At 36.6% G+C, this 14,382-nt stretch carries 15 protein-coding genes; 7 read left to right on the top strand and 8 right to left on the bottom strand.

All coding sequences use genetic code 11. The annotated features are described in order from the left end of the window. Positions 1–204: 204 nt before the first annotated feature. From E4N80_RS10845 to E4N80_RS10825, 5 genes are all read right to left on the bottom strand, one after another. Complete coding sequence (locus E4N80_RS10845; RefSeq protein WP_253699221.1) at positions 205–615, bottom strand: PM0498 family protein; 411 nt, start codon at positions 613–615, stop codon at positions 205–207. A gap of 48 nt (positions 616–663) precedes the next feature. After that, entirely contained in the window at positions 664–924 is a 261-nt protein-coding gene (locus E4N80_RS10840) for a Txe/YoeB family addiction module toxin (protein ID WP_002672679.1), read from the bottom strand. Beyond that, the gene (locus tag E4N80_RS10835) at positions 924–1,166 is read right to left on the bottom strand and encodes a type II toxin-antitoxin system Phd/YefM family antitoxin (protein ID WP_002672677.1); all 243 of its coding nucleotides are present in this window, start codon (positions 1,164–1,166) and stop codon (positions 924–926) included. Before E4N80_RS10835 ends, E4N80_RS10840 begins: the two co-directional genes overlap by 1 nt. Before the next feature lie 61 nt (positions 1,167–1,227). Continuing rightward, the gene (locus tag E4N80_RS10830) at positions 1,228–1,500 is read right to left on the bottom strand and encodes a type II toxin-antitoxin system RelE family toxin (protein ID WP_002692432.1); all 273 of its coding nucleotides are present in this window, start codon (positions 1,498–1,500) and stop codon (positions 1,228–1,230) included. Beyond that, positions 1,493–1,726 carry a hypothetical protein gene (locus E4N80_RS10825; RefSeq protein ID WP_002692434.1) on the bottom strand — a complete coding sequence of 78 codons (234 nt, stop codon included), beginning with the start codon at positions 1,724–1,726 and terminating at the stop codon, positions 1,493–1,495. Before E4N80_RS10825 ends, E4N80_RS10830 begins: the two co-directional genes overlap by 8 nt. A 181-nt stretch (positions 1,727–1,907) precedes the next feature. On the opposite strand from E4N80_RS10825, the gene E4N80_RS10820 reads away from it, so the two are divergent. From E4N80_RS10820 to deoC, 6 genes are all read left to right on the top strand, one after another. Next, positions 1,908–2,885 (top strand): hypothetical protein, encoded by a 978-nt coding sequence (locus E4N80_RS10820; RefSeq protein WP_253699220.1) that lies wholly within the window; start codon positions 1,908–1,910, stop codon positions 2,883–2,885. A gap of 53 nt (positions 2,886–2,938) precedes the next feature. Further along, on the top strand, positions 2,939–3,664 hold the full coding sequence (locus E4N80_RS10815) for a gamma-glutamyl-gamma-aminobutyrate hydrolase family protein (RefSeq protein ID WP_253699219.1): 726 nt from the start codon (positions 2,939–2,941) through the stop codon (positions 3,662–3,664). 50 nt (positions 3,665–3,714) lie between these two features. Next, positions 3,715–4,995 carry an APC family permease gene (locus tag E4N80_RS10810; RefSeq protein ID WP_253699218.1) on the top strand — a complete coding sequence of 427 codons (1,281 nt, stop codon included), beginning with the start codon at positions 3,715–3,717 and terminating at the stop codon, positions 4,993–4,995. A 192-nt stretch (positions 4,996–5,187) separates the two neighbouring features. Continuing rightward, positions 5,188–6,735 carry a fibronectin type III domain-containing protein gene (locus tag E4N80_RS10805; protein WP_253699217.1) on the top strand — a complete coding sequence of 516 codons (1,548 nt, stop codon included), beginning with the start codon at positions 5,188–5,190 and terminating at the stop codon, positions 6,733–6,735. Beyond that, positions 6,725–9,511, top strand: a complete 2,787-nt coding sequence (locus tag E4N80_RS10800) for a tetratricopeptide repeat protein (RefSeq protein ID WP_253699216.1) — start codon at positions 6,725–6,727, stop codon at positions 9,509–9,511. The genes E4N80_RS10805 and E4N80_RS10800 overlap by 11 nt, the downstream gene beginning before the upstream one ends. 59 nt (positions 9,512–9,570) lie before the next feature. Beyond that, the gene (gene deoC, locus E4N80_RS10795) at positions 9,571–10,221 is read left to right on the top strand and encodes a deoxyribose-phosphate aldolase (protein WP_253699215.1); all 651 of its coding nucleotides are present in this window, start codon (positions 9,571–9,573) and stop codon (positions 10,219–10,221) included. Positions 10,222–10,272: 51 nt separating this feature from the next. Here the strand turns inward: deoC and E4N80_RS10790 are convergent, their stop codons facing one another. Both E4N80_RS10790 and E4N80_RS10785 read right to left on the bottom strand, forming a co-directional pair. Then, positions 10,273–10,755 (bottom strand): ferritin, encoded by a 483-nt coding sequence (locus tag E4N80_RS10790; protein ID WP_253699214.1) that lies wholly within the window; start codon positions 10,753–10,755, stop codon positions 10,273–10,275. Positions 10,756–10,819: 64 nt separating this feature from the next. Next, positions 10,820–12,253, bottom strand: coding sequence for a M20 family peptidase (locus E4N80_RS10785; protein WP_253699213.1), 1,434 nt, complete (start codon positions 12,251–12,253; stop codon positions 10,820–10,822). A 127-nt stretch (positions 12,254–12,380) separates the two neighbouring features. Between E4N80_RS10785 and arcA the strand changes: the two genes are divergently transcribed. Then, complete coding sequence (arcA, locus tag E4N80_RS10780; RefSeq protein WP_253699212.1) at positions 12,381–13,613, top strand: arginine deiminase; 1,233 nt, start codon at positions 12,381–12,383, stop codon at positions 13,611–13,613. 3 nt (positions 13,614–13,616) lie between these two features. Here the strand turns inward: arcA and E4N80_RS10775 are convergent, their stop codons facing one another. Next, a complete protein-coding gene (locus E4N80_RS10775; RefSeq protein ID WP_253699211.1) occupies positions 13,617–14,324 on the bottom strand; it encodes a tRNA 2-thiocytidine biosynthesis TtcA family protein in 708 nt (235 codons plus the stop codon). Positions 14,325–14,382: the final 58 nt, after the last annotated feature.

Raw genomic sequence — 14,382 nt, 5'->3', positions numbered from 1 at the left:
GGGTTTTCATTTGCAAAAACCATTTAAATTTATCTGTGACGCTGTCAAATAAAATCTTTCCGTTCATGAAAAGAAAATTTGTTTCTACAAAGATGGATGTAGGCTGTTTCAGGAACATTGATTTCTTTTGCCAAATGATATGCAGAAATATTTATCGCATCTACTTTAATTAAAGAACCTAAGCTATTAATTGGGATTTTAAGCTTAAATTTTAAATACCTCGATATTTGGAAAATCTTTTACATCATAATACGGTTCTTCATTCTCCCATAATTGATGAAATCTTACTATAATGTGGTCGTTAAAATCACAATCCAAATAGACATAAAAATGTTTATTTGGAAAGCTTGTTTTTAAATTTTCAATTAAATTTTTCGTAATTAATTTTGCAGAAGTTACGGCTATATGTTGAGCACGTTTTTTAACTTTACCGCAAATATGAATATGATTTTCATATGCCTCTAATTGTGTTTTATCAGATACTTTATCCAATGAATTTATCATTGAATCTTGAGTTTTTAAAAATATGTATTCATTATTTTCAGAATCCATTGCTGTATAAAATTTGGGGAAGAGAATATCTTGTAATTCGATAATAATCTTAAAACAATTCATATCTTTTTATAAAGCCTCGCACCCCAGCTTTGAAGCGGGGGTTATATTTTACTCATAATGAGTCCACATTCGAAGAACACGAACAATCATTTCCTTTTCAAAAACTTCATACACAAGCCGATGCTGAAGATTTATTCTTCTTGAAAACTTTCCTGTTAAATCACCTATTAATTTTTCATAAGGCGGCGGATTTTGAAATGGATCGTTTTTCAAAACTTCTATCAATCTCTTAACGCTTTCTTTTAAATTGGATTGTTCAATTTTTTTACTGTCTTTTGCAGCTTGTTTTGAATAAACTACATTCCACATTACCAATCCAGTTCCTTTACGCTTTCTTCCAAAGATTCTTCACTCGCTTCAAGAATAGATTCTCTCATTCCCGGAATAGAACATAAATATAATGTTTCCTGAATTGAATTCCAATCATCTTCCGATATCAATACTGCATTATTTCTTTTTCCTGAAATAATAATCGGTTCGTGAAATTCTTTTGTCCGGTCAATAAGATTATATAAATTTGTTCTAGCTGCTGTTGCTGTCATTATCGTCATTTGAACACCTCCTTATGATTAAAGCGTACCATATATCGTACGCCTTGTCAAGCTCCATTTTTTATTTATAAGCATCTTTTCGAGCTTCTATGTCAATAATAAATACGATGACTTTTTCTTCTGACACTTTATAAAAAAGACGAAAGTCTCCTAATCTAAAGCGGTATATCTCTTTGTAAATGCCTTTTAATTTTTTTATGTTAGGTCCAAAATGCGGATTTTTTCTTAATATAGGATATACATAGTTTTTTATTTTTTGATATAGGAATTCGTACTTTTTTGATTTTATTTTTTTCTCAAAAGCCGCTGTTTCTGCAATTTTATAGTTAGTCAATTACTTTATACCTTCCTGCAGATATATCCGACAGGCCTTTTTTTAAGTCTTTTTCGAATTCGAGTATTTCCTGCATTTCTTCATCATCAACGATAGATTCATTAATGGTATAGTTTAATGCTGCATATTCCATATAATTTGAAATAGTTCGTTTTTGTCCTTCGGCTGCTTTTTTAAATATATCGTATATAGTATTGTCTATACGTATGGTAATGGTCTTTTGCACTTGTTTTTCTCCTCTTCAAATATATTCAATTTTATTCAATTTGTCAAGTTTGTGTATCGTGGAAATCAATTTTATCCGATAAGCCTTTTACAGCTTCCATTGAATAAGATATAATTTTATGCTATACTCAAGCCGGTTAAAATAAAGCGATTTAATCGGCGATACGGAAATGAGGAATGATATGTGGAATTTTTTTACTAATATTAAAGAAAAGTTTTCAGGTATAAATAAAAATTATTCTGAAAATGTTTTAAATTCATATACTGCTAAATTGGTTCAAGTGCTGCAATCTATTGATAATCATATAGAGTATGAAATTGAGCTTGCGAATAATGTAGGCTTAAAGCAGGATATATTGGATAAATATGATCCTGTTAAATACATCATTGAACTTGATACTCAAATATTGAAGAAAATTAAAAATTCGGAAAAAACTTTTTACGGTTTTTACAAAAAAGCAATTTTTTTGGATTTATCCGGATTTAAGCATGTAAATGAAAAGATATACAGCGAACTTTTATATAGAATGTTTGAAATGTCGGCAAGTAATAAAAACATGGATGTAAATAAATTTATAAGAGAATTCTATGCTTATTGCAACAAGAATTCTTTTGCCTATGCCGGCGAAGAAATTATTGACCGGTTAAAAAAATATCTACAGTTGGCTGAACCCTATATAATAAAAACAAAATATGATGATAACTCACGAGAAGATTTTAGAAGTAATTCAGGTAAACAAGAAAATGCAGACTTTTTTGCCGAAACAAAAGAAGATGCTTACGGCGTTAAATTGATTATAGACCTGCTGTTTCAATATAATATAGAAGATATGAAATCATTAAATAAAATGCTAAAAAAAGCAGGCGGCTTCCATTTTTTTGTATGGATTATTCTTCCTATTGTGATAATTTTTTTAGGTGGTATTGCTAGCTCGAATGGGTACATTCCTGATGATATTTTTTGTTGGATTCTTGTTGCATGTTTAATAATTGCCGTAATCAACTTGAGCTTATTTATTTACAGGGCTGCAAAAATAAAATATCTTAAAAAATCCATCATGAAAATTGCAATTGCCGCAAAGATAGGCGAAAATTATATCTATTCTTCTTTAAAGGACCGATACGGAAAAAAAATAAAAAAGCTTTTAAAGTGGAAGTAATCAGGATACAATAGGATTTTTTAATCCTTTAAAAACTATTACAGGAGTTTATTATGAAAAAACCGCTTATAGGAATTACAGGCAGCTGCCTCTATGAAACCTCGCAAAGTCTTTTTGCAGGTTATGAAAGAATGTACACCAATGCCGACTATGTGAATTCGGTGCTGGCTGCAGGAGGAGTTCCCCTTATGCTCCCTATAATTGATGATGAAGATGCTATTCAAAGACAGCTTGAAAATCTTTCAGGGATTATCATTATGGGCGGGTATGATGTAGAGCCTCATTTTTTTAATGAAGAGCCGCTTTCCTGTCTTGGAGAAATTCTGCCTAAGAGGGATGTTTATGAACTGAGACTTATCAAAGCAGCTAAGGCTTTAAAAAAGCCGATTTTGGGAATATGCAGAGGAATGCAGATTTTAAATGTTGCTTTCGGCGGCTCACTTTATCAAGATCTTTCACTCATAAAAAGAGATATTCAAATACAGCATGTACAAAAAGCCCGCCCGCAGGAACGCACTCATTCTATCAAGACCGAAGCTGCTTCAATTATGCAAAAAGTTTTCGGCAAGGAAGATATGGTTAATTCTTATCATCACATGGCTGTAAAAGACCTCGCAAAAGATTTTAAAATTACGGCTTATGCTCCTGACGGCGTGGTTGAAGCCATCGAATACACAGGAGAAGGGTTTATGATGGGAGTTCAGTTTCATCCTGAAATGACGGCGGCTGTACATAAAGCTTCATTAGATCTATTTAAAGAATTTATAAATCGTTGTTAATTTTTCGGCTATTTAATCTATCTATCATATTTCAATATAAGGAGTTGAAAATGGAAAATAAAGGTAAATTAGGACTTTTAAGTATTTGCCTTCTTGGAGTAAATGCCATTGTCGGTACCGGAATATTTTTGCTTCCGGGAAAGGCCGCCAAATTGGTCGGTGTATCGAGTATCGGAGTTATTTTATTCGATGCCGTTTTGGTTATTTTGATTGCACTTTGTTTTGCTGAAGCAGGAGGCTTGTTTAAAAAGAACGGCGGTCCTTATGTTTATGCAAAAGAAGCCTTCGGCGAATTCGTCGGTTTTGAAGTAGGCTTTATGAAATGGGCAATAATGGTTATTGCTTGGGCTGCAATGGCTGTAGGGTTTCCCACGGCTTTAGGAAGTGTATTTCCTTTAGCAGCAACACCTTTTTGGCGAAGCGTTATAGCCGTAGCTATTCTTTTATTTTTAGGATTGATGAACATTGCTGGAGTACGAATTTCAAAAATCGTAAACAATGTTATTACAATCGGAAAATTGGTGCCCCTTATCTTCTTTATTCTTTTAGGTATCTTTTTTATAAAAGGCGATAATTTTCAACCTATGCAGTCGGTAGGTGCCTTAACTACAACGTCTTTTGGGGCTGCCGCTCTTTTAATCTTTTATGCCTTTACGGGGTTTGAATCTATTGCCGTTGCCGCTGAAGATATGGATAAGCCTGAAAAAAATGTTCCTCTTGCTGTCGTTTTGGTAATCAGCGGTGTTTCCGTTTTTTATATACTTATTCAAGTAGTTGCCATAGGTATTTTGGGTGATGGACTTACAGCAAGCGAGGCCCCTGTTGCAGATGCTGCCGCTAAGTTTTTAGGTCCCGTTGCAAAAGCAGTTGTTACAACCGGAACCTTGGTTTCAATAGGCGGAATAAATGTTGCTTCTTCTTTCTTAGCTCCTCGAAGTGCCGTAGCTCTTGCTGATGACGGTTTTTTACCCAAGTTTGTAACTAAAAGAAATAAAAAAGATGTCCCCTACATTTCGGTTATTTTAACAACCGCCTTGACAGCCTTGGTTTGCTTAACAGGCAGTTTTTCAAAGCTTGCTGCAATTTCGGTTGTTTCCCGTTTTGCCCAATATATACCGACCTGTCTTGCAATTTTAGTATTCAGAAAGCGCGGTATGAAAGGCTCTTTTAGAATTCCCGGCGTTTATGTTGTTTCTCTTTTGGCGGTAGGAATAAGCCTTTGGCTTTTATATAATTCAAGCTGGGACAAGATTTTATTCGGTTTAGGCGGTCTTGTAGTCGGAGCGGTTTTTTACGTTATAATGAAACTTACACAGAAAAAAACTAACTAAACTTTTTAATGTAGAAAAGATTTTGTCTTTTTAGTTTTAAACCGGCTGGATGATTAGGCAGTTAAAGCTTAATTTAGGCCGGTTTTTTATTCGTGTGGAGGGTTGTTGATTAAATTATTGCCGGAAAAATATTCTAAATCTATAAAAACATGGTTATTTTATTGACATATGGAGCTTTTTTGCCGATAATAAGTGCAGATTATGTGTAAATTTAAATTGAATTTGCGAAAAAGCTCTGTTGTGAGCCTTGTATTTTTTAATCTTCTCTTAATTTCCGCTTTTTCTGAAGAGGCGGTACTGAATTTCGGCGGAAAATTGGGTTGGAACAATCTTGTCTATTCCCGCAATATAGAACAAAGAAATGGAAAATTCGGCTTTCAATCTTTGGGATTGACATCCGCATCTCATAATATTACTGAAACTACGGATATGTACCTTAGCTTCGATTTTAAGGACACAATTGAAGAAACCGGAAATTATACCGTTGCTAATTCGTCCATTATCCATCTTGGTGCTGAAAAGGCAAAAATCGGAGAAGGAGCGGCTCTTTTTCATTATAATTCAAATAATGAAAGTTTGGCATTAAAACCTTCAAAGACTTCTTTTTTTGCAGGCGCTAAAATTCTAAAATCTTTTACAATAGAATTCTGGTTGTGTCCTCAGACAACGGAAAGCGGAAGTACGATTTTACGCTGGTGGACTTCCTTGGTCGAGGGCCGAAAAACAATGTATCAAAATATTGCGGCAAGTATTTTTAACAATAAGCTCGAATGGTCTTTTTTAAATATTTGGCAGGACAAAAACAATAAGGGACTGGATGTCAGACTTTCAGGAAAGTCAAACATAATCCCCGAAATTTGGAGTCATCATCTTATTACTTATGATGAAACTACCGGCCTTTTGGAATATAGGATGAACGGTAAGTCCGAAGCCATTGTTTATATGACCGAGACGGGAAGAGAGAGTAATCAGGTGTTGTATTCTGCACTGGGTACTTCATCGGACGTACTTATAGGCTTAAACTATTCCGGCTTAATGGATGAACTAAAAGTAAAAAACTTTTTTTCTCAATTCGGAATGCCTTGGGAAATATCTTCGTTGTTTGAAAAATATCCTCAAGACGGAGGCCGTATAGAAACAAATATAATCGACACCGGAGGAAATAAATCACAGCCTCTTGTTTTAAAAGCCTTATACGACAAACCCGAACAAACCGATGCGGAATTTTTTATCAGGGCTGCCGATAGTCCTTTTAATTGGAACGGAAGCTATCCTGAATGGAAGAGTATCAGACCTAATGAAAAGATAAAAAATATTTCGGGCCGTTTTTTTCAGATTGCCTGTAATATTTATCCCGATGCGGAAGGGCTTAAATCTCCACTTATTCATTCATTTTCTTTGGAGTATGAAAAAGATAATCTTCCTCTTCCTCCGTCAAAGCTTATTGCAAGGGCCGGGGATTCATCGGTTGAATTATCTTGGTCTCCCTCTATAGACACCGATGTAAAGGGATATCTGATTTATTTTGGAAATAAAAAAGGTGAATACTTCAGCGAAGGTTCTCCGATTGATGTAGGAAATGTGATAAATTATAAAATAGAAAATTTAAAAAACGGCAAAATATATTTTTTTGCAATAGCCGCTTATGATGAAGAAAATGGAGAACATGCCGGTGAGACCTCAAAAGAGGTGTGGGCTCGGCCTCTGCAAAGTAAAAAGGAAGGAAAGAATGGCGAGTAATTTGAACATTATAATTGAGCAGGCTAATTCAGCTATTTTATCTCGTGACTATGCTTTTGCCGAAAAAATTTTATTAAATCAATTAAAAAAACAAAAAAATACACCTGAGGAGTATTATCAGTTAAAAATTCTTTTAGGAAAACTCTATATCCGATCCGGCGATATGAAAAAGGGTTTGGAAATATACAAAGAGCTAAATTCTCTTAATCCCAATAATTTGGATATTTTAAATAATATGGGCGTTATCTACCGCCGCCTTAACATGTTTAATGAATCAATAGTTATCTTGGAAAAGGCAAAGGCGATAGACAGCAAAAACGAAACAACTCTTTATAATCTAGGTAATACATATAAACAAAATGGGGATTACAAACATGCAATACAATGTTTTACCGATGTATTGGATATAAAACCGGATGATGCCCTTGCATATAACCATTTAGGAAGCGTATATTTTCTATGTAAAGATTACCCTAAAGCTCTTGAAACTTATAAGATTGGCTTAAAAGTGGATCCCAACCATCCATTTTTGAATTTTAATCTTGCAGAATTATATAAGGAAGAAAAGCTTTACAAAGAAGCGATTAATTCATATCAAACTGCTATGAAAACAAAACCTAATTGGTATGAAGCCCTTACAGCCATTGCCGATTGTTATGTGGAAATGGAAGAACTTAGAAAAGCGATTGAAACCTATAAAATAATTATAGGGTCAATAAGTCAATCGGAAGAAAATTTTACAAAATTAGCCAAACTTTATGAAAAAGTTCATGAAGATAAATATGCCGAAGATTTTTATAAAAAAGCCGTTTCTGTGAATGGAAACTTTTTGCCTGCAGTGCTTGGATATGCCGATATGCTTAAAGCTCAAAAAAGATATTTTGATGCTTATAATATTTTGATAAATAACAAAGAGAAAAATCCTGATAATAAAGAATTATTATTGAGCACGGCAGAAGTATGTTTGATGCTTGAAGATTATGCAAAGGCAAAAGAAATCTTAAATCATTTGAGTAAAGAAATTAAGGGCGATAAAGATGTTCTTAAAATGCAAGGTAAGCTTTATTCGGTATTAGGGGATACAAAAAAAGCAGAGCTTATTTTTGAACACTTACTTCAGTTATCTCCAAGTGAAATAAATATGAGGGCCGAATTGGCTGATTTATATTTTCATAATGATAAATATAAAGAAGCAGCAAATGAACTTATCAAATATCTAAATGAAAAGCCTCAAGAAATTTCTGCAAGGTTAAAATTAGGAAAAGCCTATGAACAAATGAAAAGGTATGATTTAGCCAAGCATGAATATAATAAAATAATAAAAAATGATGCAAAGAATACCGAAGCTCTTGCGGCAATTTTAGAGCTGAACAAAAATGAAGGTAATACTGTTGAGGCTGTTCGCCTTGCAAATAAAATTGTTGATATTCAAACGGATAAGATAGAAAATGACGATATAGGCAGTTTGTCCAAGTCTGTTCAGTTATATGAAGATGCCGTTAAGTCTTACGGCGATGACGGCATTCTGAATAAAAATCTTGATAAGCTTAAACCTCCTCAAGAAGAACTTGATATAAGTCCTGAGCCGGATTTAGAAAATTTGGGAGCGGTAAATTTTGAAGATGATGATGAAATAACTCTCAGCGAAAGCTTTGAAGATATGCCCGATTTAGAAATGCCTTTTGATGATCTGATGGAATTGGCTGATGATGAAGTTTTTGATAGAGGAGAAGATGAAGAGTCGTTAGATAATTTGGTCTATGTTGATGCACCCATTGATGATAGTCCGGACATAGGTGTAGAGTATGATCCTCTTGAGTTGACTAAGCCAGGACCCAATAGGAACCGAAAGAACGATATACCTGAAGAAGAGTTTCAACTTCAAGATACTTCAGCAAGAGAAGAGATGCCCGCAACTGGGGCTCCCGCTCCTCAATCTCAGCCATATCAAGCTCCTCCAAATGAGCCGGCTCCTTATCAAGCTCAACCGCAGCAGCAATCAAGTGTGCCTGAATCGGATTATTCCCAAGATCTTAGCTCTGCTGCAAAATCCGAAAAGCCCGGCACAGCCGATATTCCCTTTTCTGCGGCAAAGCCTGATGCAGTTGACAGCTTTGGCTCTGAAGGTGAAGAAATCGAAATGGGAACGGAATTGGAAACAGTACCGGAATTTCAAAATGCTTCTAGTCCGCTGCCTGAAAGACAGGAAGATAAAAAAACGCCGCAAACTTCCGACCGGCCAAGCTTTGATGATGAGGATTTTTTAGATCCTGCCGGTACGGCTCCCGACTCCCTTATTCCTTCTTCCTTTGATGATGATTTGAATACTTCCGATTCTGTTGATGAAATTGTAAATAAATTTTCTGACAAACCGTATCTTTCAGTTCTGCCTCACAGTTTAAAAGAATCTCCTCAATTTGAAGAAGAGTTGGATATTATCGAAAGTTATGAAATAGTTAATCTTTTTGTCTATTTGCGCGACTTAATGGATAATCTTCCCTCCATCGAATTAAAAGATTTTCTTATAAGTAATGAGCGTATTCAAATGGAATATGTTATAAATAAATTGTCCGGAGAGGTCGGGTTAAAACGAAGAATGATCCTCTTAAATGTAAGAGGTGCTTTGAAAAAAACAATAGAGCCTAAAACTTCTACGGATAAAACTTTAAAGGATGTGTTGGGCTATCTTAGAATAATTGCGTCTCAGTTGCCGGATAAGGGGTTTGCCTCTGCCTGCATAGGAAAGATCAATAGCCTGATAGAACAAATCGAATAAGGTGTTGATAGCTGGACAAAAGGCAAAATATATATTATTTTTAAATTAGGAGTTTAAATATGGAATTAAATAAATATATAGATCATACCCTTCTTAAACCGACAGCTTCCGAAAAGGACATAATTAAAATTTGTAATGAAGCAAAGGAGTATCATTTTGCTTCCGTTTGTGTAAACCCTTGCAATGTTTCATTGGTAAGCAATGAACTTAAAGGTTCCGATGTAAAGGTGTGCAGCGTTATTTCTTTTCCCTTTGGGGCATCTTCAACGGAGGTAAAAGTAGAAGAGGCTAAAAAAGCAATTGAAGCCGGTGCTGAAGAGATAGACATGGTTATAAATGTCGGGAAACTTTTAGAAGGAGATTTGGAATATACGCAAAATGAAGTGAGTGCCATAACAAAGGTCTGCCATGAAAAGAATGTTCTTCTTAAAGTAATTGTCGAAACCTGTTATCTTGAAGAAAAAAATATTGCGGATATTTGTGCAATTATCGAAAAGGCCGGAGCAGATTTTATAAAGACCTCAACAGGCTACGGCCCCCGAGGTGCTTCGGTTGAAGATATAAAACTATTTAAAAAATACTTAAAAAAAGATACAAAGATAAAAGCTTCAGGCGGGGTGCGCACTCGTGAAGATGCGGAAACCTATATCGGTTTGGGCTGTTCAAGGATAGGTGCAAGCAGCGGTATTGCAATAGTTACCGGCAAGTAAATTGTTAGAAAAAAACGGCCTCCAAGGGCCGTTTTTTTTACGTCTTTAAATTTAAGCTCTTTCGCCCAGTTCTTTATCCAAAATCATAAGACCTGTATTGCTATCGATGTACTTAAACTTATCCAAGATAGCCGTAACATTGGCTTCTTCTTCAACCTGCTCATTGATAAACCAAGTTAAGAAGCTTTGAGTTTTATAATCTTTTTCGGCTAGGGCCAACTCGTAAAGGCTTGTGATAGAAGCAGTTACAAATTTTTCGTGTTCTAAAACCTTTTTGATAACATCTATCGGTTTTCCATATTCGGTACTCTGGGCTCCTATGGCTCCTAAAACAGGTTTTGCGCCTATTTCAAACAAGTATTTGTATATTTTAAGAGCATGCTCCATTTCTTCTTTAGCTTGAGTCTGCATCCAATGGGCAAAACCTGTAAGAGCCTCAGCTTCAAAATGTACAGCCATACCTAAATATAAATAAGCCGATTCCATTTCCTTGTTAATCTGCTCGTTTAAAGCCTTTGTAATTTTTTCATTCATAATATTTACCGCCTTATATATGTATAATATATTAAAGATACTATTATTTTTGTCTACAGTCAAGTTAGAATTTATTCATTATACGTACAAAAAATGCGAGGGTGCGTTTAAACTCGTCCAAGCGGATTCTTTCGTCATTGCCGTGAATTAAGCCTCTCTCCTCTTTTGTTAGGTGCATTGCAGAAAACCTATAAACCTTATCCGATATTTTTGAGTAATGGCGGGAATCCGAACAAGCCATCATCAGATAGGGAGTTACTAATGTCTTTTCCCAAGTCTGTCTGATTGCATTGCTTAAAAGCTCGAATTCGGGGCAATCTATTTTTGAATATCGGCTGGGTTCTTCATCGTATTTGACTTCAATTTTTACATCCTCATTTTTTATTACTCTTTTAAAATGAGAAATAATGTTCTCTCTTCCGTCCTCGGCTAAATAGCGGATATTGATTCCTATACTTGCTTTAGGCGGAATAACATTAAAGGCATCGGAGCCGGACATCTTTGTTACGGCCGTTGTGGTGCGGAGCATGGCATTTAATTCTCCGCCTGTTTTTTTGGTAAGCATGTTAAATAGGGGATAAAAAACTTTTAGGTTTGCAAAGACTAATTTCATTCCAAGGCCTGCATGACGGCCGAGAACATTGAACATAGCCGAAACCGGAGGTGTTACATGCATGGGGAGGGGATTGTTTTCGATATTGCAGACGGCTTGCGCCAATTTACCTACAATCGTGTGCTTAGGAGGAGTTGAAGCGTGGCCGCCCTTACTTTCCATCGAAAGCTCCACATCCATCTGCCCCTTTTCTCCTATACCTATTACGGCAAACCTTTCTTTGATGCCGGGGAAAACGCCTTCAACTACGGCCCCTCCCTCGTCAAGAACGAACTCCACATTTATATTTTCTTTTTTAAGCTCTTCGACTATTGCAGGGCAGCTTGGGCCGTGCGGTTCTTCATCTCCCGAAAAAGAAAGATAGATATCATGTTCGGGTACAAAGCCCTTTGAAAGAAGATACTCGGCAGCTTCCATTACGCCGCAAAGGGTACACTTAGTATCCAAAGTACCGCGCCCCCAGAGTACATTATCTATAATTTCAGCCCCGAAGGGATCTCGGCTCCAGCCCTCCCGATTTACGGGAACTACATCATAATGAGCCATAAAAACCGAGGCTTTTTCGGAGCTCTTGCCCTTCCAATGATAGAGTAGCCCTTTAGGCCCTAAGATTCGGCGCGGGCAGGTTTTTGTAACAAGAGGGTAGGCTTCGTTCAGATAGGCTTGGAATTTCTTAAAAACTGACGGGTCTTCAAGACTGACATCGGCGTGAGATACCGTAGGAATCTTTATCATCCCTGCAAACCGGCTTATGGCCTTATCAAAGTCCATATCGACATTTTCTACGATAAGTTTATTCGGTTTTTTAGGTTTAAATGCGAGAGCCCTTAGCAGCAAAACTAAGGGAAATACAAGAAGCAAAAATAATAGGTAAAAATAATTCATAAGGTTTTCCCCTTTTTCTATTCCATATTATAGCATAAACTATCGAAAAAGTCTTCCTCCATACGTATTGAATTCTTTGTCCTTATCCTGTACAATCATCCGGATTATTAAACTTTAGGAGAATTACATGGCTGTCATAAATGTTACAAGCGAAATAGGAAAACTAAAAAAGGTGCTCCTGCACCGTCCCGGAAAGGAACTTTTAAATCTTACCCCCGATAAACTTGATGAACTATTGTTTGACGATATTCCGTTTTTAAAAATGGCCCAAAAAGAACACGATGCTTTTGCCGATATTCTGTCTAAAAACGGAGTGGAGGTTGTATATCTTGAAGACTTGGCGGCTGAGGCTGTTTCTCAAAGTGCGGAAATCCGCGAAAAATTTATAAAGCAATATATTAACGAAGCTGACATCTATTCCGAATATTATCAAAAAATGATCTATGATTTTCTTAATGGAATCAAGGATCCGAAAGAACTTATCCTAAAAACAATGGAAGGCGTAAACGCAAACGAGATACCCTTTAAGAATACACATTCGCTTTCACACTATGTTTTGGATTCAGGTTCTATGATAATAAACCCTATGCCCAACCTCTACTTTACCCGCGACCCCTTTGCATGTATAGGAAACGGAGTCAGCTTAAATAAAATGTACTCGGTAACAAGATGCCGTGAAACTATTTACGGGGAGTACATATTTGAGCATCATCCCGAATATGCCGGAAAGGTAAACAGATTTTACAACCGCTATGATGCTCCCAGTATTGAAGGCGGAGACATCTTAAATATCGGTAAAGATGTTTTGGCGATAGGGCTTTCACAGAGGACATCCGCCAACGCCATCGATTCTATAGCAAATAATATCTTTTATAACTCGGATTCCCCTATAAAAACGATCTTAGCTTTTCAAATCCCTGCTATCAGGGCCTTTATGCACTTGGACACGGTCTTTACTCAGATAGACTTTGACAAGTTTACCATTCACCCCGGAATTTTAGGGCCTTTAAGAGTCTTTGAAATTACCCAAGGTGCCAAAAAGGGAGAACTCAACGTAAAGCAGATTGATTCTACCTTAGAAAAGGTTCTTGAAAAATATACGGGAGCCGGAAAGGTTGAGCTTATCCAATGTGCCGGAGGCGACAAGATTGCAGCCGAACGCGAACAGTGGAATGACGGTTCCAATACCCTCTGCATAAGCCCGGGCACAATAGTCGTTTATGAAAGAAACGATGTTACAAACGAAATCTTAAACAAGAAGGGCTTAAAAGTCCTCGAAATGCCCTGCGGTGAACTTTCCCGCGGCCGCGGCGGCCCCCGCTGTATGAGCATGCCTCTATTAAGGGAAGATATAAGGTAAGGCTCACGGCAGATATTCAGGCAAGATATTCTTTAGAGAATTAAAAAGGTTTATCTTGAGCTTGTAGGAGCCGCCTGTCAAGTGGTCGAGTCTTGAGCGGGCTGTTTTGCGGGCGGAGTTTTCTTGAAAGTTGCAGGTGCAGGTAGAACATATATAACCGGCCTGCTCCGAATGGCGGATAATCATGGGGAGGTCTGCAAGGCAGAGCGGCCTTATCATCGTAACGGGATATTTTTCGAATCTTAAGACAGGGGGCATTGTAGACAATATTCCCTTTTCTAAGGAATTCATCAAAAGAGTTTCCAAAATATCATCCAAGTGATGGCCTAAGGCTATCTTATTAAAACCTTCCTCCATAGCAAACTTATTTAGCTCGGTACGCCTTTGAGTTGAGCACCACCAGCAATTCATCTTTTCATTAGGTTTTAATCTTCCCAAGACGGAAACGGTTTTTATTGTGAGCGGAATATTCCAGTTTTCAAACATTTTTATTAAATCAGGAGAAAGGGGCGGAGCTACGTCGGTTGCGATGTGCATAGCATGAACTTGAAATCTAGGCGAGGGGCGTTTTAAGCGCATTGAAAAATACTCGGCTAAGGCCGTAGAATCTTTTCCGCCTGAAGCAGCAAGTAAAATTCGGTCTCCTTCTTCTATCATTTTATAATCAAAAACAGCCCTGTCGATTGTTCTAAAAAGTTTGGGGTTTGCCATGTATACGAGAATAATATTTTTTTTAAAAAAAGACAATGGCTTTTGTTTTAATGGGCTG

Source organism: Treponema denticola, assembly GCF_024181605.1.
In the GTDB taxonomy this organism is placed as follows: Bacteria; Spirochaetota; Spirochaetia; order Treponematales; family Treponemataceae; genus Treponema_B; species Treponema_B denticola_B.
Note: the sequence above shows the minus strand (reverse complement) of the source record. Positions and strands in the feature narration are given on the sequence as shown.